This is a genomic window from Aeromonas enteropelogenes, assembly GCF_000819845.1.
Taxonomy (GTDB): domain Bacteria; phylum Pseudomonadota; class Gammaproteobacteria; order Enterobacterales; family Aeromonadaceae; genus Aeromonas; species Aeromonas enteropelogenes.
Genome location: NZ_CDCG01000037.1, coordinates 448477 through 472069 on the forward strand (window position 1 = coordinate 448477; position 23593 = coordinate 472069).

At 60.6% G+C, this 23593-nt stretch carries 19 protein-coding genes; 7 read left to right on the plus strand and 12 right to left on the minus strand.

Annotation, left to right across the window (positions count from 1 at the left end; all coding sequences use genetic code 11):
• Positions 1-7: 7 nt before the first annotated feature.
• Positions 8-1633 (minus strand): methyl-accepting chemotaxis protein, encoded by a 1626-nt coding sequence (locus tag BN1123_RS14805; RefSeq protein WP_042027922.1) that lies wholly within the window; start codon positions 1631-1633, stop codon positions 8-10.
• 117 nt (positions 1634-1750) lie between these two features.
• On the opposite strand from BN1123_RS14805, the gene BN1123_RS14810 reads away from it, so the two are divergent.
• Positions 1751-2305 carry a YqgE/AlgH family protein gene (locus BN1123_RS14810; protein WP_026457453.1) on the plus strand — a complete coding sequence of 185 codons (555 nt, stop codon included), beginning with the start codon at positions 1751-1753 and terminating at the stop codon, positions 2303-2305.
• A 46-nt stretch (positions 2306-2351) separates the two neighbouring features.
• Entirely contained in the window at positions 2352-2774 is a 423-nt protein-coding gene (ruvX, locus tag BN1123_RS14815) for a Holliday junction resolvase RuvX (protein ID WP_026457452.1), read from the plus strand.
• Between the two features lie 107 nt (positions 2775-2881).
• Here the strand turns inward: ruvX and BN1123_RS14820 are convergent, their stop codons facing one another.
• Positions 2882-4030, minus strand: coding sequence for a class C beta-lactamase TRU-1 (locus BN1123_RS14820; RefSeq protein ID WP_042027926.1), 1149 nt, complete (start codon positions 4028-4030; stop codon positions 2882-2884).
• A gap of 169 nt (positions 4031-4199) precedes the next feature.
• On the opposite strand from BN1123_RS14820, the gene BN1123_RS14825 reads away from it, so the two are divergent.
• Genes BN1123_RS14825 through BN1123_RS14835 form a run of 3 tightly spaced genes read left to right on the plus strand, consistent with a single transcriptional unit; the run spans position 4200 to position 8072 of the window.
• Complete coding sequence (locus tag BN1123_RS14825; protein WP_042027929.1) at positions 4200-5120, plus strand: AAA family ATPase; 921 nt, start codon at positions 4200-4202, stop codon at positions 5118-5120.
• The gene (locus BN1123_RS14830) at positions 5120-6109 is read left to right on the plus strand and encodes a DUF58 domain-containing protein (RefSeq protein ID WP_042027931.1); all 990 of its coding nucleotides are present in this window, start codon (positions 5120-5122) and stop codon (positions 6107-6109) included. Before BN1123_RS14825 ends, BN1123_RS14830 begins: the two co-directional genes overlap by 1 nt.
• Positions 6096-8072, plus strand: a complete 1977-nt coding sequence (locus tag BN1123_RS14835; RefSeq protein WP_042027933.1) for a transglutaminase TgpA family protein — start codon at positions 6096-6098, stop codon at positions 8070-8072. Before BN1123_RS14830 ends, BN1123_RS14835 begins: the two co-directional genes overlap by 14 nt.
• A 51-nt stretch (positions 8073-8123) precedes the next feature.
• Here BN1123_RS14835 and BN1123_RS14840 read toward each other — a convergent pair whose 3' ends face one another.
• Entirely contained in the window at positions 8124-9554 is a 1431-nt protein-coding gene (locus BN1123_RS14840) for an alanine/glycine:cation symporter family protein (protein WP_042027935.1), read from the minus strand.
• A 702-nt stretch (positions 9555-10256) separates the two neighbouring features.
• On the opposite strand from BN1123_RS14840, the gene tal reads away from it, so the two are divergent.
• A complete protein-coding gene (gene tal / locus BN1123_RS14845) occupies positions 10257-11207 on the plus strand; it encodes a transaldolase (protein ID WP_042027937.1) in 951 nt (316 codons plus the stop codon).
• Between the two features lie 159 nt (positions 11208-11366).
• On the plus strand, positions 11367-11549 hold the full coding sequence (locus BN1123_RS14850) for a DUF3545 family protein (RefSeq protein WP_026456021.1): 183 nt from the start codon (positions 11367-11369) through the stop codon (positions 11547-11549).
• A gap of 214 nt (positions 11550-11763) precedes the next feature.
• Here BN1123_RS14850 and accA read toward each other — a convergent pair whose 3' ends face one another.
• The 9 genes from accA to bamA all read right to left on the minus strand — a co-directional run bounded on the left by accA (position 11764) and on the right by bamA (position 23559).
• Positions 11764-12714 (minus strand): acetyl-CoA carboxylase carboxyl transferase subunit alpha, encoded by a 951-nt coding sequence (accA, locus tag BN1123_RS14855; RefSeq protein ID WP_026456022.1) that lies wholly within the window; start codon positions 12712-12714, stop codon positions 11764-11766.
• 16 nt (positions 12715-12730) lie between these two features.
• Positions 12731-16210: a DNA polymerase III subunit alpha gene (gene dnaE / locus BN1123_RS14860; RefSeq protein WP_042027938.1), complete on the minus strand. Its 3480-nt coding sequence runs from the start codon at positions 16208-16210 to the stop codon at positions 12731-12733.
• 62 nt (positions 16211-16272) lie between these two features.
• Positions 16273-16863 (minus strand): ribonuclease HII, encoded by a 591-nt coding sequence (rnhB, locus tag BN1123_RS14865; RefSeq protein ID WP_042027940.1) that lies wholly within the window; start codon positions 16861-16863, stop codon positions 16273-16275.
• Positions 16864-16930: 67 nt separating this feature from the next.
• The gene (gene lpxB, locus BN1123_RS14870) at positions 16931-18082 is read right to left on the minus strand and encodes a lipid-A-disaccharide synthase (protein WP_042027942.1); all 1152 of its coding nucleotides are present in this window, start codon (positions 18080-18082) and stop codon (positions 16931-16933) included.
• On the minus strand, positions 18075-18866 hold the full coding sequence (lpxA, locus tag BN1123_RS14875; RefSeq protein WP_026456026.1) for an acyl-ACP--UDP-N-acetylglucosamine O-acyltransferase: 792 nt from the start codon (positions 18864-18866) through the stop codon (positions 18075-18077). The genes lpxB and lpxA overlap by 8 nt, the downstream gene beginning before the upstream one ends.
• 5 nt (positions 18867-18871) lie before the next feature.
• Positions 18872-19333, minus strand: coding sequence for a 3-hydroxyacyl-ACP dehydratase FabZ (fabZ, locus tag BN1123_RS14880; RefSeq protein ID WP_026456027.1), 462 nt, complete (start codon positions 19331-19333; stop codon positions 18872-18874).
• A gap of 24 nt (positions 19334-19357) precedes the next feature.
• The gene (gene lpxD / locus BN1123_RS14885) at positions 19358-20377 is read right to left on the minus strand and encodes a UDP-3-O-(3-hydroxymyristoyl)glucosamine N-acyltransferase (protein ID WP_042027945.1); all 1020 of its coding nucleotides are present in this window, start codon (positions 20375-20377) and stop codon (positions 19358-19360) included.
• Between the two features lie 3 nt (positions 20378-20380).
• Entirely contained in the window at positions 20381-20893 is a 513-nt protein-coding gene (locus BN1123_RS14890; RefSeq protein WP_026456029.1) for an OmpH/Skp family outer membrane protein, read from the minus strand.
• A 149-nt stretch (positions 20894-21042) separates the two neighbouring features.
• Positions 21043-23559 carry an outer membrane protein assembly factor BamA gene (gene bamA, locus BN1123_RS14895; protein ID WP_042027947.1) on the minus strand — a complete coding sequence of 839 codons (2517 nt, stop codon included), beginning with the start codon at positions 23557-23559 and terminating at the stop codon, positions 21043-21045.
• Between the last annotated feature and the right edge of the window lie 34 nt (positions 23560-23593).

Below are 23593 nucleotides of genomic sequence, written 5' to 3' on the forward strand. Positions count from 1 at the left end.
TACACTCTTAGCAGCGGAACTGCCCCACCTTCGCCTTGAGATCGTTCGACAGTTGCTCCAGCTCGTGGCAACTCTGGTTGAGCTGGGTCGCCGCCTCGGTCGACTCGGTCGAGATATGGGCGATATTAACCACGTTGCGGGTGATCTCCTCGGCCACCTTGCTCTGCTCCTCCGCCGCCGTGGCAATCTGGGTGTTCATCTCGTTGATCACGTTGACCGAACTGACGATATCCCCCAGCGCCTGACCACAGGCCAGCACGGTGCGGTTGGACTCCTCCACCTGCTCCAACCCCTGCTCCATGCTGCTGGCCGCCTGGTTGGCCCCCTGCTGCAACTTGATGATGGTCTTGCCAATCTCTTCGGTGGAACGCTGGGTGCGCTGGGCCAGGGTGCGCACCTCGTCGGCGACCACAGCAAAGCCGCGTCCCTGATCCCCGGCCCTGGCCGCCTCAATGGCGGCGTTGAGAGCCAGCAGGTTGGTCTGCTCGGCAATGCCGCGAATGGCGTCCATCACGCTGCCGATGTCCCGGCTGTCATCGGCAAGCTGGGTGATCATGGCTGCCGTGTTCTGAATCTGGGAGGAGAGGCCGGACATCCGGTGGATGGCGTCTTCCACTGTCTTGTGGCCGTGCCGCGCGCTGTCATCGGCATGACGGGCTGCATCGGCGGCGTTGTTGGAACTGTTGGCCACTTCGGCCACAGTGCTGCTCATCTGGTTCATGGCGGTGGCAGTCTGATCCGTCTCCGCCTGCTGCTGGGCAAAACGCTGGCGGCTCTCGACCCCGATATGGGCCAGCTGGGCCGACTCTCTGGCAAGCTGCTCCGCCATGTCGTTGATCTGGGCGATGAGGCCGCGGAAATGGCGGATCACCTCGTTGAGGGAGTGCGCCAGGCTGCCCATCTCATCCTTGCGCAGTACGGGGGCCTGCTTGCTCAAGTCGAGATCCGTTTGCATACCGCGCAGAATCTGGCCCATGGCCGCCAGCGGCTGGCTGACGCTGCGCCCGGCCCAAATCCCGATAAACAGCACGCAGCCACCCACCACCACAAACAGCGCGATAAACAGCTGGGTCAGCTGCTGCCTGAGCTGGTTGAGCTCGGCCACTTTTTTCTCCGCTTCCGTCAGCTGATATTCCACCAGCACGCTCACCGCATCGCTGACCGGGTCGATCACCTGATAAAGGGGCATGATGGCGGCGGAGAGGGCCGTGCGATCCTGCCCCTGCGAGCGATCCAGCAACTGCATCACGCTGTCTATCTCGTGATTGGCGGCGGCAAACAACCCTTCCACCTTGTCCGCCAGCCTGCGCTCCTCGTCGCTCATGTTGTGGCTGCGATATTGGCGCCAGATCCGGGTTATCTCCTGCTGGGCGGCGCTCATGTCGGCCTTGGAGCGGGCAGGTTCAAAGCCCCCGACGTTGGCCTTGTTGGCAGCATCGATCACCTTGACCGCGTAGAGATCGGCGATCTGCTTGAGCTCCTTGAGCTGGACCACCTCCCCCTGATACATGGCGTTTATCCCCGTCATCAGTTGGGACATCGCCTGGGTTGCCCCTATGACCAGCAGCAACAGCGCCAGCAGGGGGACTACGCAGCCCAGGATAAGCTTCTGCTTGATTGAAATACCTTCCATGGCTTTCTCTCCACCCGAAATAGATTGATAGGCCTGAACCGGCCGCCAAAAAGCGGTTTTGCCAGACGAAGCGAGCTGCCATAATTGACGCAAATACCTTTGCAATATTTGGCCCATATGCAAACACTGCAAAATCACTTCCTGCTCGCCATGCCGAGCCTCACCGACCCCTATTTCGAGCGTTCGCTGGTTTACCTGTGCGAACACAATGAACAAGGCGCCATGGGGCTGGTGGTCAATATTCCGGTGGATATGTCGCTGGAGACCATGCTGGCGCAGCTCAAACTGGCCCCGCCCGCCAACCCGGAGCTCAAGCAGCCCGTGCTGCAGGGGGGACCGGTGCATGCCGATCGCGGCTTCGTGCTGCACAGCTTCCGCCCCGGGTTCAACTCCACCCTGCAGGTGGGAGACGAGGTGATGGTGACCACCTCCAAGGACATTCTCGAGACCCTGGGCACCGACGAGGCGCCGGATCACTGGCTGGTTGCCCTGGGTTATGCCGGCTGGAGTGCAGGTCAGCTGGAGCAGGAGCTGGTCGAGGGAGCCTGGCTGGTGATCCCTCCCAATCCGGATCTGGTGTTCAAGACCCCCATCCACCAGCGCTGGCAACGCGCCGCCGCCAGCATTGGCGTCAATCCCGTTCACCTGTCCAGCGACATCGGCCATGGCTGATGCAATCTGCTGTGCATTTTGCGACGCATTTTGAGGAAATTATTCAATGTCATCACGCAGTATCATGGGCTTTGACTACGGCACCAAGAGCATAGGGGTCGCCATCGGCCAGGAGCTCACCGGCACGGCCCGCCCGCTGCGCGCCCTCAAGGCCAACGACGGCATCCCCAACTGGGACGAGATAGAGAAGCTGCTCAAGGAGTGGCAACCGGACCTGCTCATTGTCGGCCTGCCGCTCAACATGGACGGCACCGATCAGGAGATCACGGTGCGCGCCCGCAAGTTCGGCAATCGCCTGCACGGCCGCTTCGGCAAGCCGGTGGAGTTCAAGGATGAGCGGCTCACCACCACGGATGCCCGGGCCCGCCTGTTCGCGCAGGGTGGCTATCGCGCCCTGGAGAAAGGCAGCGTGGACGGCGTCTCCGCCCAGCTCATCGTCGAAGCCTGGATGGAAGAGCAGTACGGCTAATCTGCTTATCCCCCTCCAAGCCCCGTAAACAACGACGCCGGGATCAGCCCGGCGTCATTGTTTACGTCAACCAGCCACTTATCATGGCCAAACATTGAATGCGGCCATCAGGGTGCCAGATGGCGCATGATGGCATAGGCAGCCTTGACCCTGGCCTCGATGGGGTAGTTGCGATTGGCCAGCATGACGATGCCCACGCCTCTGGCCGGGACAAACACCACATAGGCACCAAAGCCGTTGGTCGAGCCTGTCTTGTTGTAGAGTCGCTCGTTCCCCATCACTCTGGGAGCCACAAAGGGTTTGACCGGATTGGCCTTGAAGCTCACCGCCGGTGAATTGCCCGCCAGCAGCGCCTGTTCGGTCACGGGATAGGCGTAGCTCTCCCACCCCAGCCCCTGGGTCATCTCTCCCACCGAGTAGAAACCGGTACGGGTCATGGCCAGCGCTTGCTGCACCGCCTTGTCGCCACTGCCTGTCATGTTGGCGCCCACAAACTTGATGAGATCCGCCGCGCTGGTCTTGATGCCATAGGCTTCGTCCGCCAGCACTCCGGGATTGACCCTGACGGGTTTGTCTTCCTTCGAATAGCCATAGGCGTAGTCAACCATGGCTGCGTCTGGCACCTCGAGATAGGTGTGCTGCAAATCGAGCTTGGGCAGCAGAGTCTGGCTCATCAGTTGTCTGAATGGTTGGCCCAGGGTGCTCGCCGCCAGATGGCCGAACAGACCTATGCTGGGGTTGGAGTACTCGCGATGAGTGCCTGCCGCATAAAGCGGTGACCACTGCCGGTAGTACTGGCGCATTCTCTCGTTTGAGTCGACCGCATCGGGAAACTGCAACGGCAAGCCCCCTGCGCTGTAGGTCGCCAGCTGGGCCATGGTGACGCGATCAAACGCCGAATTCTGCAACCAAGGCGCGTGCTGGCTCACCTTGTCATCCAGCCGAAAGCCCCCTTTGACGACCGCGTAGGTGCCCAAGGTCGCAGTAAAGGTCTTGCTGACCGAACCAATCTCGAACAGGGTCCGCTCGCTGATGCGCCGGCCGCTCTCCCGATTGGCGACGCCATAATTGAAGTAGTGAGGCTTGCCCTCCTTCAGCACGGCGACCGCCATGCCCGGGATCCGGTACTCCTCCAGCAGCGGCTGGACAGCCTTTTCCACTATGTTCGCCATGGGCTCATCTGCCGCGGCATAAACGCGTGGGACGAGCAACAGGGGCCCCAATGCCAGCAGTGATAGCGCGATTCGTTGTTTCATGGTGTCAATCTCATGGTGGAGTCAGAGATGCCACTATAACCATGCTGCATGAGCCCAGGGTGAACCTGTGTGAAGTCTCTGTGAAGTCACCAAGAAATAAACGACGGCCAGCTTAGACCAATCTCTTTTGACTGGGGTATAAATGGGAGAGAGCACAATGGAGGTGCGAATGAGGACACAGGAACAGATTGCGCAACTGTTGACGGCCCTGGAGCAGGTGATCCTCGGCAAGCCGCAGCAACTCAAGATAGCCCTGGTCACCCTGCTGGCTCGCGGCCATCTGCTGATCGAGGATCTGCCCGGCATGGGCAAAACCACCCTGGCCCATGCGCTGGCCCAGGTGCTGGGGCTCGATTGCCGACGGGTGCAGTTCACTGCCGATCTACTGCCTGCCGATCTGCTGGGGCTGCAGATCTTTGATAAAGCCCAGCAGCAGTTTCGCTTTCACCCCGGTCCCGTCTTCACCCAGGTGTTGCTGGCCGACGAGATCAACCGCGCCAGCCCCAAGGTGCAGAGCGCCCTGCTGGAGGCCATGGCCGAGCACAGTGTGAGCATGGAGGGGCAGAGCTATCCGCTGCCCTCCCCCTTCTTCGTCATCGCCACCCAGAATCCGGCGGATCAGGCAGGCACCTATCCCCTGCCGGAGTCCCAGCTCGACCGCTTTGCCGTGCGCCTGTCGCTGGGGTTTCCCCCAAGGGAAGCCGAGCGACAGCTACTGCGCGGTGCCAACCAGCCCGTCACCCTGACCCGCCAGCTGGATGCCGCCGCCCTGGCCGCCCTGCAAGCGCAGGCGGATGGCATTCATCTCTCCGATGCCACCCTCGACTACCTGCTGGCGCTGGTCCACCAGAGCCGGTTCGATGAGGATCTGCCCCAGCCCCTCTCCCCCCGGGCCGCTCGCACCCTGCTGGCGGTCAGCCGCGCCTGGGCCCTGGTCGCGGGGCGCCGTTTCGTGACGGCAGAGGATGTGCAGGCCGTTTTCCCCTATGTGGCCGAACACAGGCTCAGGGGGAGCTTTGGCGTGCAACGCGGCGAGGCCTGCCCCCTGAGTCAGCGCCTGCTGGCCAGGGTGGATCCGGACAACCCCTGATGGGCTGGCGACACCGACGGGATGCATGGCAGCGGCGCTGGCTGGCCCGCCGCATTCCCCCCGCCCGCCAGGTAACCCTGGGGCCGCGCAGCCTGTTTATCCTGCCGACCCGCCTCGGGCTTGGCTACCTGCTGGTGATGATCGCCATCTATCTGCTCGGCACCAACTACCAGAACAACCTGGTGCTGCTGATTGCCTACTGCCTCGCCAGCCTGTTTATGGCCGCCATGTGGCTCACCCATCGCAACCTGCTGGGGTTGTCCCTGCTTGGGGGCCCCATGGTGCTGGGTGAAGCGGGCCAGCCCCTGCCCATCCGGGTGACGGTGAGAGCCCTTCGCCCTGCGCGGGCACTGCAGTTTACCCTGAACGAAGGCTCCCTCTGGCTGGCGCAAGCCGACCCGGCCCCCGCCAGCTTGATCCTGCCAGTCAAGGGCGGCCGGCGCGGCCGGGTGGCGTTGAACCGGCTAAGGGTGGAGAGCCGCTATCCCCTGGGACTGTTTCGCTGCTGGTCGCTACTGGACCTGCAGCTGGAGGCCTGGCTCGCCCCCGCACCTCTTTATGGGAGTCTGCTCACGGGCGCGTCGCAAACGGAACAAGCGGGACTGGGGCAAGTCGTTCCCGCCACTCTCGGGGACTTTGATACCCTGCGGGAGCATCGCCCGGGGGAGCCGCCGAGCCGGATCGCCTGGAAGCAGCTCGCCCAGGGACGCGGCCTCCTGGTCAAGCAGTTCGAAGAGCCCCTGCAAGATGACACCCACCTCTCCCTCTCCCGGGTCAGTGGCCAGGATCTCGAAGCGCGGCTGTCAGTGCTGGCCTGGTGGTGCAGCGATTTCGCCAAGCGGGGCGTCACCTTCACCCTGACTCTGGCGGGCCAGACCCTCGGTCCCGAGAGCGGGCCTGCCTTCCTCCAGCGTTGCCGGCTGGCACTGGCGCGCGTTGGCGACAAGGGGGATACGACAGCAGAGAGGGGGATGGATGCTGCTCGATAACCGTCGCCTGCTGCCGCTCATCGCCCTGCAGCAGTTGCTGCTTGCGGCGGCGCTCTGGCCCCAGCTGCAACTCTGGGTGCTGGCCGTGGGCTCCGCGACCCTGGGCGTGCGCGCCATGATGCTGTGGCGGGGCTGGCGTCCGCCCCCTGCCCGGCTACTGGCGCTGCTGGCCGGCATCGGCATCTTGCTGCTGGTATGGCAATGGCGGGCGCTGGGCACCCTGCCGGCCCTCATCAACCTGCTCTGGCTCGGCTATAGCCTCAAGATGATAGAGGTGCGACGAGAGCGGGACATAGAGCAGGTGCTGCTGCTCGCCTTCTTCCTCATCGCGCTGGCGCTGGTACATCGTCAGAGCATCGGCTGGACCCTGGTGATGGCGCTGACCCTCTGGCTGGCAATCACAGCGCTGGTGGCGGCGGTGGATCCCGCTTTGCAGCAGCCCTGGCGCAAGGCGGGCTTTGCGCTGCTGCTGGCCTTTCCATTGCTACTTACCCTGTTTTTGCTGCTGCCAAAACTGCCGCCTCTATGGCAGATGCCCGCCACCAGCCGCGCCCTGTCGGGGCTGTCGGAGGAGGTATCACCCGGGGACATCAGCGAGCTGGCCAACTCGTCCGAGCTCGCCTTTCGCGTCACCTTCGCAGGTGGCCCGCCCCCCACCAGCGAGCGTTACTTTCCGGTGATGCGTCAGGAGTATTTCGATGGCCGGAGCTGGCAGCTGAGCGCCGAGGTCAAGGCTTGGCAGCGCACCGTGCCAACCAGAGAGGGCGTCCCCGGTGTGCTATCCGATGTGCCTCTGCCAACCGGCAGTTACGAGGTGATCGCCGAGCCCCAGCGCCATCGCTGGGCCTTTGCCCTGGCCAGTCCCTTGGTGCTGGATGGTCCCGTACTGGTGACCCCCCTTGCCACCCTCTATCGCCAGGGACGCGGCGAGGTGACCATCCGCTATCGGGTAAGCGGCCTTCAGGCAGAACAAGATGCTACCCTGCCATCACGCCAGCGCAATCTGCAACTGCCGGTGGCGGGCAACCCCAGGGCGCGCGCCTTCGCCCTTGACTTGCGCGAGCAATACCCCGAGCGGGATGCCATGGTGGCCGCCTTGCTGGCGACCTTTCGCCGTGAGCCCTACGCCTACACCCTGACGCTCCCTCCCCTTGGCGACGACGGGGTGGATGAGTTTCTGTTCGATACCCGGCGCGGCTTTTGCGGCCACTACGCCATGGCCACCGCCTTCGTGCTGCGCTCAGCCGGGGTGCCAGCCCGGCTGGTGACCGGTTATCTCGGCGGCGAGTGGAATCCCAGCGGCAATTATCTGGCGGTACACCAGTTCGATGCCCACGCCTGGGTGGAATATCTTGATGAGGCCGGACGCTGGCGACGCATCGATCCCACTGCGGTAGTCGCGCCAGAGCGTATCGAAGGAGGCATCACCCAGGCGCTGAATGAGGAGTTTACCGCCGCCGATCCTCTCGCCCTGCAGCGCTATCGCAACTGGGCCCTGCTCAACCAGCTGCGCTGGTGGGGCAGCAACATCGACTATCAGTGGAGCCGTTGGGTGCTGGGTCATGATGCCAGCCAGCTCTGGCAGCAGCTCGGCCAACGCTGGCCGGCACTCGCCGGCCAGATCCCATGGCTTATCCTCGCCAGCCTGATGCTGGTTACCCTGCTGGTGAGCCTGCCCCTGCTCTGGCCAGGCCGCCAACCGCCACAACAACGCATCTGGTCGCCACTGCTAAAACGGGGGCGGAAGATAGGCTGCTCACCCGCTCCGGGGGAAAGCCTGGCCCTGTGGTGCGAACATCTGGCACAGCAGCGTCCCGAGCTGGCCCATCCCCTGCGACAAAGTGCCTGGCTCTATCGCAGGTGGCGCTACGCTTCCCTCAATGTACGGCAGCGCCAACGCTGCTGGCGCCAGCTGCAGCGACGGCTGAACCAGGTCTGTCGCCGCTGGGATCTTCTGACATAACGAAAAAAAGGGGAGCCACTGGCTCCCCTTGTCGGTCTGACTCACCCGCTCTTATTTCTTGGTCGGGTTGTCCCAGATCCCCGCTTCCAGCTGGGAGCGGATCTCGGGGTACTTGTTGGCATCGAAGGTGGGCAGCTTGCCCAGCTTGAGCTGGTCGTTGTAATCCTTGGCCAGCTTGATGGCAACGCCGGAGAGCAACAGGATAGCCACCAGGTTGACAATGGCCATCAGCCCCATGGAGACATCCGCCATGGCCCACACGGTCGGCAGCTCGCCCACGGAACCGAACATCACCATGCCCAGCACGAACAGACGGAACAGCATCAGGCCGCCCTTGTGGTTGTGCTCGAGGAACACCAGGTTGGTCTCCGCGTAGGAGTAGTTCGCCACTATGGAGGTAAAGGCGAAGAAGAAGATGGCTGCGGCGATGAAGATGTTGCCACCGTTGCCTATCTGGGATGACAGCGCACGCTGGGTCAGCTCGACGCCGGTCACACCGGAACCCGGTTCAAACTGGCCGGAGACCAAGATGATGGCCGCGGTACAGCTGCAGATGACGATGGTGTCCATGAAGACACCCAGCATCTGCACATAACCCTGGGAGGCCGGATGGGGCGGATAAGGGGTCGCAGTCGCTGCAGCGTTGGGCGCAGAACCCATGCCCGCCTCGTTGGAGAAGAGGCCGCGCTTGATGCCGTTGATCATCGCCTGGGAGATGGCATAACCCAGGGCACCGGACCCTGCCTGTTCAATGCCGAACGCCGACTTGATGATCAGGGCAAACACACCGGGCAGTTCGCTGATATTCATGGCGACGATGATCAGCGCCAGCAGGATGTAGGCCAGTGCCATGAAGGGCACTACCAGTTCGGCGAAACGGGCGATGCCGCGAATCCCGCCGAAGATGATGAGGCCGGAGAGGACCACCAGCGCCAGGCCGCTGACCCAGTCAGGAATGCCGAAAGCCACGTTCATCGCCAGGCTGATGGAGTTGGCCTGCACCGCATTGAACACCAGACCGAAGGCCAGGATCAGGCACAGTGAAAACAGCACCCCCATCCAGCGCATGCCAAGCCCCTTTTCCATGTAGTAGGCGGGGCCGCCACGATAGTTGCCGTCTTCATCCTTGACCTTGTAGAGCTGGGCCAGGGTGCTCTCGACGAAGGCGGTCGCCATGCCGATGAAGGCGATCAGCCACATCCAGAAGATGGCGCCCGGGCCACCCAGATAGATGGCTACGGCCACACCGGCCAGGTTGCCGGTGCCGACACGTGCGGCGAGACTGGTACAAAGAGCCTGGAAGGAGGAGATGCCTGCGTTGTCCGATTTACGGCTGTTCTTCAGCACGGAAAACATGTGGCCAAAATGACGAACCTGGATAAAGCCGAGTCTGAAGGTGAAGAAAATTCCGACCCCGATGAGCAGGTAGATGAGCACGGCTCCCCACATCAGGTCGTTTAGCATCGCAATCAAAGTGTCCATAATTCTCTCGTTGTTATTCACATCCATGGCCGATCCGTGCCGGCCGTTTTTTGTCTGTCGTTTTAATTAGCGTTTCGCTAAAGGGGCGGAATCTAGCATAGCGGGGGAGTTCAGAATAGTGATCCCGATCACTCGGGATACAAAAAACGAACGGAAAAAGCCCAAAAAGCTCCATTCAAATCGCAAACTTTCAACAATTCCAATAAGTTAATCGAGCAAGCAGAAAACAGGCCTCATAAGAAAACCTTTCATCTGCCGCCGCCAAACCTCGTCAAAAAATGCAAACGCTTGCCTGAAACGGCGCTCAAATCGCGCACTGTCGCCAAACGTTTTCCATGTAATTAAATTTCAAGTACCTTAAGTAATAATTTATGTGATCGAGGACACAAATATGGATATTGGTGAAAAAAGATGGCTCGACGACAAGCGGAGCCAACCTTGTTGCATGAAGCAAAAAACCTTACTAATCATATACTTTTATCACGTTTTTTGAGGTGACATCAAACACTGGATGATTAACGGCCAACCCTCCCTATTGCAGGATGCACCACATCAGTATTAATTAGGCAGGCAATGACGATGGGCTGGCCCCGTCGCGTTTTTCTGAGCATGAGGCAACAGGAACCTGTAATTTTATTTCAGAATCGCCGTCTCACGCCCGCAACCCCGGGATGACTCCCGCATTAAGAGATGATATTCGCTATGGCCGATAAATTAACCCAGCTGAAAGCCCTGACCACTGTTGTTGCCGATACCGGTGATATCGAAGCCATCAAACGCTATCAGCCCATCGATGCCACCACCAACCCTTCTCTGGTTCTGAAGGCCTCCGAGATCCCCGAGTACGCTCCGCTGATCGAAGACGCCATCAACTGGGCAACATCCCAGAGCCAGGACAAGGCACAGCAAATCATCGACGCGGGCGACAAGCTGGCGGTCAACATCGGTCTGGAAGTGCTGAAGATCGTCCCGGGCCGCATCTCCACCGAAGTGGATGCCCGTCTCTCCTTCGACACCGAGGCCAGCATCGCCAAGGCCCGCAAACTGATCCGTCTCTACAACGAAGCAGGCATCAGCAACGATCGCATCCTGATCAAGCTGGCCTCCACCTGGGAAGGGATCCGCGCCGCCGAGGTACTGGAAAAAGAGGGTATCCAGTGCAACCTGACCCTGCTGTTCTCCTTCGCCCAGGCCCGTGCCTGTGCCGAAGCCGGCGCCTTCCTGATCTCCCCGTTCGTGGGCCGCATCCTCGACTGGTACAAGGCCAAGCACAACCGTGACTACACCGCGAGCGAAGATCCGGGCGTGGTCTCCGTCACCGCCATCTACAACTACTACAAGCAGCATGACTACCCGACCGTGGTGATGGGCGCGAGCTTCCGCAACACCGGCGAGATCCTGGAACTGGCTGGCTGTGACCGCCTGACCATTGGCCCGGCCCTGCTGGAAGAGCTGAGCAAGGCCGAAGGCGCCGTGGTTCGCAAGCTGGACTACACCGGCGAGCGTATGCCCAAGCCGACCCCGATGACTGAAGCCGAATTCCGCTGGGAGCTGAACCAGGACGCCATGGCTGTCGAGAAGCTGGGCGAAGGTATCCGCCTGTTTGCCATCGACCAGGGCAAGCTGGAAACCATGCTGGCAAGCCACCTGTAATCGACTCTTTTTGCTGAAAAAAACCGGGAGCCATGTTGGGCTCCCGGTTTTTTTATGGGCTTTTTTTAGCGCTGTCATGGAGTCGCAATAAAAACGTTTTACTTTCAATGTCGTTATGTTATACGGATGGTGAAAACGATAACAACCAAGGAGGGAGCCATGGACATGTTCAACTTCGAGTATGAAGAGGTGGTTGAACTCGGTTCGCGTAGCCGCGGGACAACGGGAAAAAAACGCAAGTGGCGTGAGATTGAGGCGTTGAAAGACAAGCATCGCCTGCAGAAGGAGCTGCAATCCATCGATATCGCCTACGAAGGAATGTGTGACGAGATTGAATTGTAACACCGACACATGAGATACCAGCGCCCCGCTCCTGCGGGGCGTTTTATTTTACCTGGTCATTCTGCCCCGACAGACCCACTGCCGCCGGCACGCCCACAAGCCAATCCTGCTTTACTCCCCAACCCCTCTGAGTCTCTGACCCCCTGGCCAGAAGCAGACATAAAAAAGCCCCCGTGCAGGACGGGGGCTTCATGATGCAGGTGCTGAGCCGGGTTTAGCAGTAGCCGTAGCCCAGCAGACGCTGATAGCGCTGCTCCAGCAACTGTTCGGTATCGAGCGGACGCAGGGCGTTGAGATCCTGCAGGATGCGGTCTTTCAGGTGCTTGGCCATCTTCTCCACGTCGCGGTGAGCGCCGCCAAGCGGCTCCTCGACGATGGAATCGACGAGCTTGAGCTCCTTCAGGCGCTGGGCCGTGATGCCCATGGCATCGGCCGCCACGGAGGCCTTGTCGGCACTCTTCCACAGGATGGAGGCACACCCTTCCGGCGAGATGACGGAGTAGGTGGAGTACTGCAGCATGTTGACGCGATCGCCCACGCCGATGGCCAGTGCGCCACCCGAGCCACCCTCACCGATCACGGTGCAGACTACCGGCACAGTCAGACCGGCCATCACTTTCAGGTTGCGAGCGATGGCTTCGGATTGACCACGCTCTTCGGCACCCACGCCCGGATAAGCGCCCGGGGTGTCGATGAAGGTGATGATCGGCATCTTGAAGCGCTCGGCCATCTCCATCAGGCGCAGGGCCTTGCGGTACCCTTCCGGACGCGGCATGCCGAAGTTGCGCTTGATCTTCTCCTTGGTCTCGCGACCCTTCTGGTGACCGATGATCATCACGGGCTCGCCGTCGAGACGGGCGATGCCGCCGACGATGGCCTTGTCATCGGCATAGGCGCGATCGCCGGCCAGCTCGTCGAAGTCGGTGAAGATGTGCTCGATGTAATCGAGGGTATAGGGGCGCTGGGGATGACGCGCCATCTGTGACACCTGCCAGGCACCCAGATCGCCGAAGATCTTCTTGGTCAGCTCTTCGTTTTTCTTCTCCAGCCGACGGATCTCTTCTTTGAGATCCACGGCGTGATTGCCTTCACTCACATGACGGAGTTCATCAATCTGCGCCTGCAATTCGGCGATCGGCTGTTCAAAATCCAGAAAAAGACTCATAGGGACTATAGATCCTCTAATCAAAAACCAATTCAACCCGCTCTCGTCCAAGCAGGACTCGCAAGTCATCTATCAGTTGATCGGTGGGTGTCACCCGCCACTCGGTACCAAGTGTCAATCGCACCCGGGAGCCGGGGCGACGATAGTTTACCTGAACCGGACAGACTCCGGCACGGGCGGGCTCCAAAATCTCGCACAAACGCGGAAAAAAGCGATCATCGATCCGCGTCTCATCGAGGGAGATGCGAATTGCCCTGGCAAAACGCTCCCTCGCATCGTTGATATCCAGTAATTCCCGGGCCGACATTTTAAGGCCACCGGAGAAGTCATCAAAGCTGACCTGTCCAGAAACCACCAAAATGCGGTCTTTTTGCATCAACTCTTCATATTTTTCCAGCGCTTCACTGAACAGGGTCACATCCAGGCGACCGGAACGGTCGTCCAGGGTGAAGATCCCCATCTTGTTGCCACGCTTGGTCACCATGCTGCGTGCCGCGATCACCAGACCCGCCGCCGTGGTCACCGTATCCCGGGAAGTGGGATGCAGATCGCACAAGCGACCCGAGGTGTAGCGACGCAGCTCGCTGCTGTACTGGTTGATGGGGTGACCGGTGAGGTACAGCCCGAGGGTCTCGCGCTCCCCCTCCAGCCAGACCTTGTCAGGCCAGTGGGGCACGTTGGCGAACGCCTTCTTGACGTCGTCTATCTCCTCGGTGAGCACACCGAACATGTCGACCTGGCCCACAGCCTGCGCCTTGGCGTGCTGCTCGGCGGCGCGCATCGCCTCTTCCAGTGTCGCCATCAGAGCAGCGCGGTGAGGACCGAGCCGGTCCATGGCACCGGAGAGGATGAGTTTTTCCATCACCCGCTTGTTGAGCTTCTTGATGTCGACCCGGTTGCAGAAGTCAAACAGATCGCGGAAGGGGCCGTCCTGATCTCGCGCCGAGAGAATGGCTTCGATAGGCCCTTCCCCCACCCCCTTCACCGCACCTATGCCATAGACGATGTGACCATCGTCGTTGACGGTGAAGCGGTAGCGGCCGGTGTTCACATCCGGCGGTATCACGGTGAGCCCCATGCGCTGGCACTCATCCACCAGGGTCACTATCTTGTCGGTGTTGTCCATATCGGCGGTCATCACCGCCGCCATGAACTCGGCCGGAAAGTGGGTCTTGAGCCAGAGGGTCTGGTAGGAGACCAGCGCATAGGCGGCGGAGTGCGACTTGTTGAAGCCGTAACCCGCGAATTTCTCCACCAGGTCGAAGATCTTCATGGCCAGCTCGCCATCGACCCCGTTCTTGATGGCGCCCTCTTCAAAACCGGCCCGCTGCTTGGCCATCTCCTCGGGTTTTTTCTTACCCATCGCCCGGCGCAGCATGTCTGCGCCACCCAGGGTATAACCCGCCAGGGTCTGGGCGATCTGCATCACCTGTTCCTGGTAGAGGATGATGCCGTAGGTGGGCTCGAGTATGGGTTTGAGGCTCTCGTGCTGCCACTTCTCGTCCGGATAGGAGATAGCTTCATTGCCGTGTTTGCGGTCGATGAAGTTGTCCACCATGCCGGACTGGAGTGGGCCCGGTCGGAACAGGGCCACCAGCGCGATCATGTCTTCGAAGCAGTCGGGACGCAGCCGCTTGATGAGATCCTTCATGCCGCGGGATTCGAGCTGGAATACCGCCGTGGTCTCGTAGCGCTGCAGCAAGTCGAACGACTTCTTGTCATCGATGGGGATGGCGGCGATATCGACCGGCGGCTTGCCCTCTTTGGCAAGGCGCGGGTTGATCATGCCGAGCGCCCAGTCGATGATGGTCAGCGTTCTCAACCCCAGGAAATCGAACTTCACCAGGCCCGCGTACTCCACGTCGTTCTTGTCGAACTGGGTGACCGGGTGGTGCCCCTCGTCATCGCAGTAGAGCGGCGCAAAGTCGGTGATCTTGGTGGGCGCGATCACCACGCCACCGGCGTGTTTACCGGCGTTGCGCACCACACCCTCGAGGCGGCGCGCCATGTCGATAAGGTCTTTGACCTCCTCATCCTGCTCGTAGAGCTCGGGCAGCTTGGGTTCGGCCTCGAACGCCTTGGCCAGGGTCATGCCGGGGTCGGGCGGAATGAGCTTGGAGATGCGATCCACGAAACCGTAGGCATGGCCAAGCACCCGGCCTACGTCCCGCACCACCGCCTTGGCCGCCATGCTGCCGAAGGTGATGATCTGGGAGACCGCGTCGCGGCCATACATGTCGGAGACGTGCTCGATCACCTCGTCACGTCTGTCCATGCAGAAGTCGACGTCGAAGTCGGGCATGGAGACCCGCTCGGGGTTGAGGAAGCGTTCGAACAGCAGGTCGAATTCGAGGGGATCCAAGTCAGTGATCTTGAGGGCGTAGGCAACGAGCGAACCAGCCCCCGAACCCCGACCCGGGCCAACGGGAATGCCGTTGTCCTTGGACCACTGGATAAACTCCATCACGATGAGGAAGTAACCCGGGAAGCCCATCTGGTTGATCACTTTCAGCTCGACGTCGAGACGCTCGTCATACTCGGGACGACGTTCGGCCCGCACCGCCGGATCCGGGAACAGGAACTCGAGCCGCTCCTCCAGCCCCTCTTTCGACTTGGCCACCAGGAAGTCTTCGGTGGTCATGTCGCCGGTGGGGAAGTTGGGCAGGAAGTATTCACCCAGACGCACCGTCACGTTGCAGCGCTTGGCGATCTCCACCGTGTTCTCGAGCGCCTCCGGGATATCGGCGAAGAGATCCAGCATCTCCTCCTGGCTGCGCAGGTACTGCTGGGGGCTGTAGCGGCGTGGACGGCGCTTGTCCATCAGGGTATAGCCATCGTGGATGGCGACCCGGATCTCGTGAGCGTCGAAATCATCAGCACTCAGGAACACCACCTCGTTGGTCGCCACCACCGGCAGCTCGAACTCGGTGGCCAGGGCGACCGCCATGTGCAGGTAGGCCTCTTCATCCGGCCGGCCTGTGCGCAGCAGCTCGAGATAGTAGGCGTCAGGGAAGTGCTCCTGATAAAAAGCGAGACACTGCTCCGTCATCTGGCGGTTGCCCTTGAGCAGGAACTTGCCCACATCCCCCTCGCGGCCGCCGGAGAGGACAATCACCCCTTTGGCGTGCTCGGCGAGCCAGGCCTTGTCGATGACCGGGCGCCCCTGCACATGGCCGCGCTGGTAGCCGCGAGAAATGAGCAGGGTGATGTTCTGGTAGCCGTCGTTGTCCATGGCGAGCAGGGTGAGGCGGAACTGCTCGTCGCCGAGTTCATTGCTCTGTACCCAGAAGTCGGCCCCGACGATGGGCTTGATCCCCTTGCCGTGGGCGGCGCCATAGAAGCGCACCAGGCCGCACATGTTCATCTGGTCGGTCAGGGCCAGCGCCGGCATGCCATCGGCCGCTGCCGCCCCGACGATGGGGTTGATCTTCTGCAGACCGTCCACCATGGAGAAGTCGGTGTGAACGCGCAGATGGATAAAACGGGGGTCAGCCATGGTTATCCCCTCTCGTGGCGCCAGCTGGCGTGAATGTCATCATGCAGACAGCGTGGCATGGGTTATTCGATCCCCAGTGCGCGGCGCACCGGTTTGAAGCTTTTGCGATATTCGGGCAGAGGCCCGCGTTCCGCCAGAATGGCAAGATGCTCCGCAGTCGGGTAGCCCTTGTGACGGGCAAAGCCGTACTCGGGATGGCGGCTGTCCAGTTCGGTCATTTCCGCATCCCGGGTCACCTTGGCCAGGATCGACGCGGCGCTGATGGCGGCCACCAGGCTGTCCCCCTTGACCACGGCGCGGGCTTCCATCGGCAGGGCCGGACAACGGTTGCCATCGATAAAGACCAGCTCCGGCGTGACCTTGAGCCCCGCCACGGCACGCTGCATCGCCAGCATGGTGGCGTGCAGGATATTGAGCTCGTCGATCTCTTCCGGGCTGGCACGGCCGATGGCGAAGGCCAGCGCCTTCTCCCTGATCTCGTCAAACAGGGCCAGACGCTTCTTCTCGGAGAGCTTCTTGGAGTCGGCGAGGCCGGCGATGGGATTGGCCGGGTCGAGGATGACGGCGGCGGTCACCACGTCCCCCACCAGGGGGCCACGCCCCACCTCGTCCACACCGGCAACCAGCTTGTCGTCAGGAATATCGATCATCATCTTGTCGCCTTGAATCAAAACAGGCCCCGCAGGGCCTGACATAACATGGGCACAGCCGGCCGCAGCCTTATCTGCCGAGCAACTCGGCCACCGCCTCGGCGGCCTGGTGATCCGCATTGCAGCGGATGAGCTGGTGCAACTCGGTGAAGGTGTTCACCAGCTCGCTGTTGTCATGCTCGAAGTATTTGCTGACCTCGACCACCAGGTTTTCCGGGGTACACTCGTGCTGGATGAGTTCGGGCACCAGCATGCGACCCGCCAGCAGGTTGGGCAGGGAGACGAAATCTGTCTTCACCAGGCGCTGGGCCAGCCAGTAACTGAAGGGTTTGAGCTTGTAACCCACCACCATGGGTTTTTTCACCAGCATGGCCTCGAGCGACGCGGTACCGGAGGCGAGCATCACCACATCGGCGGCGATCATGGCCTCGCGGCCCTGCCCTTCCAGCAGCACCATATCGAGATCCGGCGCAACTTCGCCCTTGATGGCCATGAACTGTTCGCGCCGCTTCTCGTTGACCAGGGGCACGATGAACCCGAGATCCGGGTAACGCACCGTCAGGTGTTTGCACGCCTCGAGAAACAGGGGGGACATAAAGCCCACTTCTGCGGTCCGGCTACCCGGCAGCACCGCCAGCCAGCGGCGGTTGGCGTCGATACCGAGGGTTCTGCGCACCGCAGCCTGATCCGGCACCAGCGGAATGTCATCCGCCATGGTGTGGCCGACGAAGCGGCAGGGAGCCTCGAATCTGTCGTAGAAGGCCTTCTCGAACGGCAGGAAGGCGAGCACCATGTCGGTGGCAGCCTTGATCTTGTGAATGCGGTTCTGGCGCCAGGCCCAGACGGAGGGACTGACATAGTGAACCGTCTTGATACCGGCGCGGCGCAGTTTCAGCTCCACCCCGATATTGAAATCCGGAGCATCCACGCCGATGAAGATATCGGGCGGATTGGCGATGAAATGGCGTAGCAGTTCACGGCGCACCTTGAGAATACGGGGCAGACGGCCCAGCACTTCGCTGATGCCCATCACCGCCAGCTCTTCCATCTCGAACAGGGCGTTCACGCCCAGGGCCTGCATGCGCGGCCCTGCGATCCCTTCGAACTGCGCGTCCGGATAGCGGGCTTGCAGCTCGCGCACCAGACCCGCAGCCAGAATATCGCCGGAAACTTCTCCGGCGACGATGCCGATGCGGATCTTGTTGTCGACAGGATCAGGCACGGATGATCCCGCGCTCATTGTCTTTGAGGAAGTCGACATAGAGCTGCACCGCAGGTTCGGCTGCGGCCATTTCGGTCAGCACCGGCAGCACCTCTTCGATGGTCTTGCCGGAGCGGAAGATCTCTTTGTAGGCGCGCTTGACGGCGGAGATGGCCTCAGGCGTGTAACCGCGACGACGCAAGCCTTCGGAGTTGACCCCGAACGGTTTGGCGTAGTTACCGGCGGCCATCACGTAGGGCGGCACGTCCTTGTTGAGGGCGGCGCAGCCACCGACGAAGGCGTGGGAGCCGACGCGGCCGAACTGGTGGATCGCGGAGAGACCGCCAAAGATCACGAAATCGCCGATCACCACGTGGCCCGCCAGGGTCGCGTTGTTGGCGAAGATGCAGTTGTCACCGATGATGCAGTCATGGGCGACGTGCACATTGACCATGAACAGGTTGCCGCTGCCCACCTTGGTCAGGCTCTGATCCTGCACGGTACCACGGTGGAAGGTGCAGTTTTCGCGAATGACGTTGTTGTCGCCAATCTCGAGGAAGGTGCGCTCGCCGGCGTACTTCTTGTCCTGGCAATCCTCACCGATGGAGGTGTGCTGGAAGATCTTGTTGCCGCGACCAATCTTGGTCGGGCCCTTGATCACCACATGGGAACCCACCCAGGTGTCGTCACCGATCGTTACCTCGGCGCCGATGACAGAAAAGGGGCCGATTTCAACCCCTTTACCGATCACAGCAGACTCATGGACGATGGCAGTATCGTGAATGATGGCAGTCTGGTCGATCACGTGTGTTAAACCTCGCGTTTGGCGCACATCAGCTCGGCGGTACAGACCACTTCACCGTCGACGGTGGCGACACCGGTGAACTTGGCAATACCGCGGCGCTCTTTCAGAAACTCCACGTCCAGCACCAGCTGATCGCCGGGGCCGACCGGACGCTTGAAGCGAGCGTTGTCGATTGAGGCAAAATAATAGAGTTCATTGGGGGACGGCTTGCCCACCATGGTAAACGCCAGGATACCGGTCGCCTGCGCCATGGCTTCCAGGATCAGCACACCGGGAAACACCGGCTTGGCCGGGAAGTGGCCCTGGAAGATAGGCTCGTTGAACGAGATGTTCTTGATGGCACGCAGGGTTTTGCGCTCATCGCTGATCTCGTAGTCGTCCACCCGATCCACCATCAGGAACGGATAACGGTGGGGCAGCAGGTTCATGATTTCCTGGATATCCAGGCTCTTCTTTTCAGTAGTCAAAACAGTACCCTATACCAATCGTGATTATTCTTGATCCAGCTTCTTCTCAAGCTTGCTCAACCGCTTGTGCATCTCTTCGATACGCATCACCCGGGCGGCGGTCTTGCGCCACTCTTTATTAGTCTGCAGGGGGATGCCGGAAGAGTAGACACCGGGCTCGGTAATGGGTCGCATCACCATGGCCATACCGGTAACGGTGGCCTGATCGCAGATCTCCATATGCCCGTTAAAAACGGAGGCGCCGCCAATGATACAGTATTTGCCGACCTTGAGACTACCCGCCATCACGGTGGAGCCCGCCACGGCGGTGCCGTAGCCGATCTCGACGTTGTGGGCAATCTGGCACTGGTTGTCGATGATGACGTTGTCGGCGATGCGGGTATCTTCCAGCGCGCCACGGTCAATGGTGGTGCAGGCGCCGATCTCGACCCGGTTGCCGATGGTCACGCCGCCAAGCTGGGGGATCTTGATCCATTCGCCACGCTCGTTGGCGTAGCCGAAACCATCGGCCCCGATCACTGTACCGGATTGAACCAGACAGTCGGTGCCCATGGTGACATTGTGATACAGGGTGACGTTGGCCCACAGGCGGGAACGGGCGCCCAGCCGGGTATTTTTGCCAACGAAACAGCCCGGGCCAATGCGCACATCGTCACCCAGCACGACGCCGGATTCGATCACCGCATTGGCACCGATGGCCACTCTCTCGCCCAGTTGCACGTCCGCCGCGATAACGGCGCTCGGATGGATATCCATCGCCGGCTGCGGGGTGGTATCCAGCAGTTGGGCCACCCGGGCAAAGCCCACATAGGGATCTTTGAGCACCAGGGCGTTGGTGGGACAAAACGGCAGATCCGCTTCTGTGATGAGCACGGCCGTGGCCTTGCTCTGCTCCAGATAATGCCGGTACTTTTTGTTGGACAGGAAGGTGATATCCCCCTCCCCGGCCTTTTCCAGTGTCGCTACCTTGCGGATTTCCAGGGTTCCGTCGCCATGAACCTGGGCCCCCAGTTGCTGGGCCAGCTGTGCGAGAGTGAATGACATCAATTAGTTGCTCTTGCTTACCTGAGAAATAACCTGGGCAGAGATGTCCAGCTTGCTGGCGGCATACGGGGCGGCATTGCGCTCCAGCACCAGATCGTAACCATTGCTCTTGGCGATGGAATCGATGGCAGCCTGCACCTTGGTCAGGATCTTGTTGCGCTCTTCGGACTGACGGCGGCCGTTGTCCTGCTCAAATGCCTGACGCTTCTTGTTGAACTCCATCTGCAGCTTGGCCAGCTTCTCCTGGTTCTGCTTCTTCTGCTCGGCGCTCATGAAAGCCTCGTCCTTGCGGAACTTCTCAACCAGTTTCTGGCCGTCGGCTTCCAGCTTCTGCAGCTCGCGCATGCGCGGCTCGAATTCACCCTTGAGCTTCTTGGCCACGGCTTCACGCTGGGGCAGCTTCTGGAACACCTCGCCCATGTCGACCACGGCGATCTTGGTGTCAGCGAAGGCTGAGCTCATGCCGGCAGCCATCAGTGCAAAACTCAAACCAGCTACTTTCAACGCTTTATTCACACTTACTCCTTGTTCCCTCATGGTGAGGGCTACCTGATTTACCCGATTATGCAAGCGGCATGACTACCGTCTTGTTACCTGGTGAGGCACGCAAACTGCGCATCCCATCATTGAATACCCCCACCTTGCGGGTGGGGGCGTGATGTCGTTTAGAAGGTACGACCGATGTTGAAGGAGAAGACTTCGGTACGATCCCCTTCATATTTCTTGATTGGTTTGGCCAGGGCGAACACCAGCGGCCCCATGGGCGAGAGCCACTGAAGGGAGACACCGGCGGAGACCCGGATGTTGGCCGGATCCGAGTAGTCTTGGCTCTGGTAGTTGCAGTCTGCGCCAGGAGCACAGGGGTAGGCGCCGTTGGCAAAATCGGTACTCCATACGGAGCCCGCATCGACGAAGACGGTGCTGCGGATCTGCGGACGATAGGTCTCGGAGACGAAGGGAGTCGGGAAGACCAATTCGAACGAGGCCACCGCCAGCGCATTACCGCCGACCGAGGTGTCGGAACCTTCGTAATAACCCGTCGCCGTCGGAGCCCCGGTACCGTTGTTCGTGTACTGTCGGTAGATCGCCTTGGGACCTATTGTGTTGCTCTTGAAGCCGCGCACCGTATCGAAACCACCGGCATAGTAGTTTTCGAAGAAGGGCAGCATGGTGCTGTCACCATAACCGTTACCGTAGGAGACCCGGCCCTTGCCGATCATGACCCAGCTGTGATCCGCGTCCAGCGGGAAGTAGTGGGCATCTTCGGCCGAGAGTTTGTAGTACTGCAGATCCATGCCAGGAATGGTGACCTTGGCGTTGACCCGCTGACGATCACCTGCGGTCGGGAACATCCCCTTGTTGAGAGTGGAACGAGTCCAGCCTGCAGTCAGGTCAACGGTGACGAAGTCGACGCTGTCCTCACCCTTGGCATAGAGATCCCAGAACTGGTCCATCTGTACCGATTGACGGTTGTCGTTCCACAGGTCGTAGCAGTAGGTGTTGTCTGCTGACGGCTTGTTGTCGGCGATACACTCGTTGAACTTGGACTCATTGAAGGTAGGACGGCTCAGCTTGGAGCTTTCGATACCGGTACTGAAGTCCAGACGGTTGTGCTCGTTGACCGGGAAACCGCTGGAGAGACGGAAGCCTATGGTCTCGTTCTCGTAATCCACAATATCCGCATCATCGGCACGGAACTGGTTGTAGTAGACACGGCCACCCAGGCTGACACCATCCACGGTGAAGTAGGGATCGTTGTAGCTCAGGTCAACGTTCTTGGAGTAGTCGTTGGTACTGGCGTTGATGGAGACCCGCTTGCCGGTCCCCATGAAGTTGTCCTGGGAGATCCCCGCCTGCAGGCTGAGGCCAGACTCGGTACCATAACCGACGCCCGCGTTGATGGAACCGGCCGGCTGCTCCTTGACCTTGAAGTCGAGATCGACCAGATCGTCATTGCCCGGCACCCGCTTGGTATCCACTTCGACACTCTCGAAATAACCGAGGCGGTTGAGACGGGTCTTGGACTGTTCGATATTGTCGGAGGAGAGCCAGGTGCCTTCCATCTGGCGCATCTCGCGGCGCAGTACCTGATCTTCGGTGGTCACGTTGCCGTTGAAGTTGATGTTGCGTACATAGACGCGGGGACCCGGCTCGACGTTGACGATAAGCTCCACTTCCTTGGTCTCGTCATTGACCTGCGGGAAGGTGACCACCTTGGGATAGGCGTAGCCGTAGCGACCGAGGAACTTGGAGAGCACTTCTTCGGTGTGGGTCACCTGGCTCGCCGAGTAGACGTTGCCAGCTTCAATGGGAATAAGCCCCTTCATCTCGCCGGCGCGATCGATGAGGTTGCCCTTGAGCTGGATACCGGAGACCTTGTACTGATCCCCTTCCTTGATGTTGAGGGTGACGTAGACGCCTTTCTTGTCCGGAGTCATGGAGACCTGGGTGGACTCCTGGGCGAAACGGATATAGCCACGATCCATGTAGTAGGAGCGCAGGGTCTCGATGTCACCGGCCAGCTTCTGCTTCTGGTAGCGCTGATCCGCGGTGAAGTTCCACCAAGGCACCTCATCACGCAGGGAGAGCTGGGCGATCAGCTTCTCTTCCGGGAAGACATTGTTGCCGACGATATTGATCTGCTGGATCTTGGCGGCCTGGCCTTCCACGAAGGTGAACTTGAGGTCGACCCGGTTGCGCGGCAGCGGGGTGACGATGGCTTTTACCTTAGCGGAGTACTTGCCCACGCCGTAATAGAAATCTTCCAGCCCCTTCTCGAGGGAGGTGAGCACGGTGCGATCCAGGGGATCACCGACCCGGATGCCGGAGGATTCCAGGCTCTGGGTCAGCTGCTCTTCCTTGATGTCCTTGTTGCCGGAAAACTCGATGCTGGAGATGGTCGGACGCTCCTTGACCATCACCTGCAGCACCTGGCCATCGCGGTAGACCTTGACGTCCTCGAAGTTGCCGGAGGCATAGAGTTTCTTGATGGCATTCGCCAGGGTCACGGAGTCGACGTTGTCGCCAACCCGGATCGGCAGGTTCAACAGTGCGGCACCCAGGGTCACCCGTTGCAGGCCCTCGACCTGGATATCTTGCACCACAAAAGAGGCAGGGGCCGCCTGGGCCAGGAAACTGGCACCCAGCAGGCAACTCAACACCAATGCTTTTTTAACAGCCATTTTGTTCTTATGTGTCCTTGTTGATGCTCTGGCC

Excerpts from the sequence above, each read along its gene's own strand:
- BN1123_RS14805 (WP_042027922.1), bottom strand. The coding sequence starts at position 1,633 with ATGGAAGGTATTTCAATCAAGCAGAAGCTTATCCTGGGCTGCGTAGTC.
- BN1123_RS14810 (WP_026457453.1), top strand. The coding sequence starts at position 1,751 with ATGCAAACACTGCAAAATCACTTCCTGCTCGCCATGCCGAGCCTCACC.
- ruvX (WP_026457452.1), top strand. The coding sequence starts at position 2,352 with ATGTCATCACGCAGTATCATGGGCTTTGACTACGGCACCAAGAGCATA.
- BN1123_RS14820 (WP_042027926.1), bottom strand. The coding sequence starts at position 4,030 with ATGAAACAACGAATCGCGCTATCACTGCTGGCATTGGGGCCCCTGTTG.
- BN1123_RS14825 (WP_042027929.1), top strand. The coding sequence starts at position 4,200 with ATGAGGACACAGGAACAGATTGCGCAACTGTTGACGGCCCTGGAGCAG.
- BN1123_RS14830 (WP_042027931.1), top strand. The coding sequence starts at position 5,120 with ATGGGCTGGCGACACCGACGGGATGCATGGCAGCGGCGCTGGCTGGCC.
- BN1123_RS14835 (WP_042027933.1), top strand. The coding sequence starts at position 6,096 with ATGCTGCTCGATAACCGTCGCCTGCTGCCGCTCATCGCCCTGCAGCAG.
- BN1123_RS14840 (WP_042027935.1), bottom strand. The coding sequence starts at position 9,554 with ATGGACACTTTGATTGCGATGCTAAACGACCTGATGTGGGGAGCCGTG.
- tal (WP_042027937.1), top strand. The coding sequence starts at position 10,257 with ATGGCCGATAAATTAACCCAGCTGAAAGCCCTGACCACTGTTGTTGCC.
- BN1123_RS14850 (WP_026456021.1), top strand. The coding sequence starts at position 11,367 with ATGGACATGTTCAACTTCGAGTATGAAGAGGTGGTTGAACTCGGTTCG.
- accA (WP_026456022.1), bottom strand. The coding sequence starts at position 12,714 with ATGAGTCTTTTTCTGGATTTTGAACAGCCGATCGCCGAATTGCAGGCG.
- dnaE (WP_042027938.1), bottom strand. The coding sequence starts at position 16,210 with ATGGCTGACCCCCGTTTTATCCATCTGCGCGTTCACACCGACTTCTCC.
- rnhB (WP_042027940.1), bottom strand. The coding sequence starts at position 16,863 with ATGATGATCGATATTCCTGACGACAAGCTGGTTGCCGGTGTGGACGAG.
- lpxD (WP_042027945.1), bottom strand. The coding sequence starts at position 20,377 with ATGTCATTCACTCTCGCACAGCTGGCCCAGCAACTGGGGGCCCAGGTT.
- bamA (WP_042027947.1), bottom strand. The coding sequence starts at position 23,559 with ATGGCTGTTAAAAAAGCATTGGTGTTGAGTTGCCTGCTGGGTGCCAGT.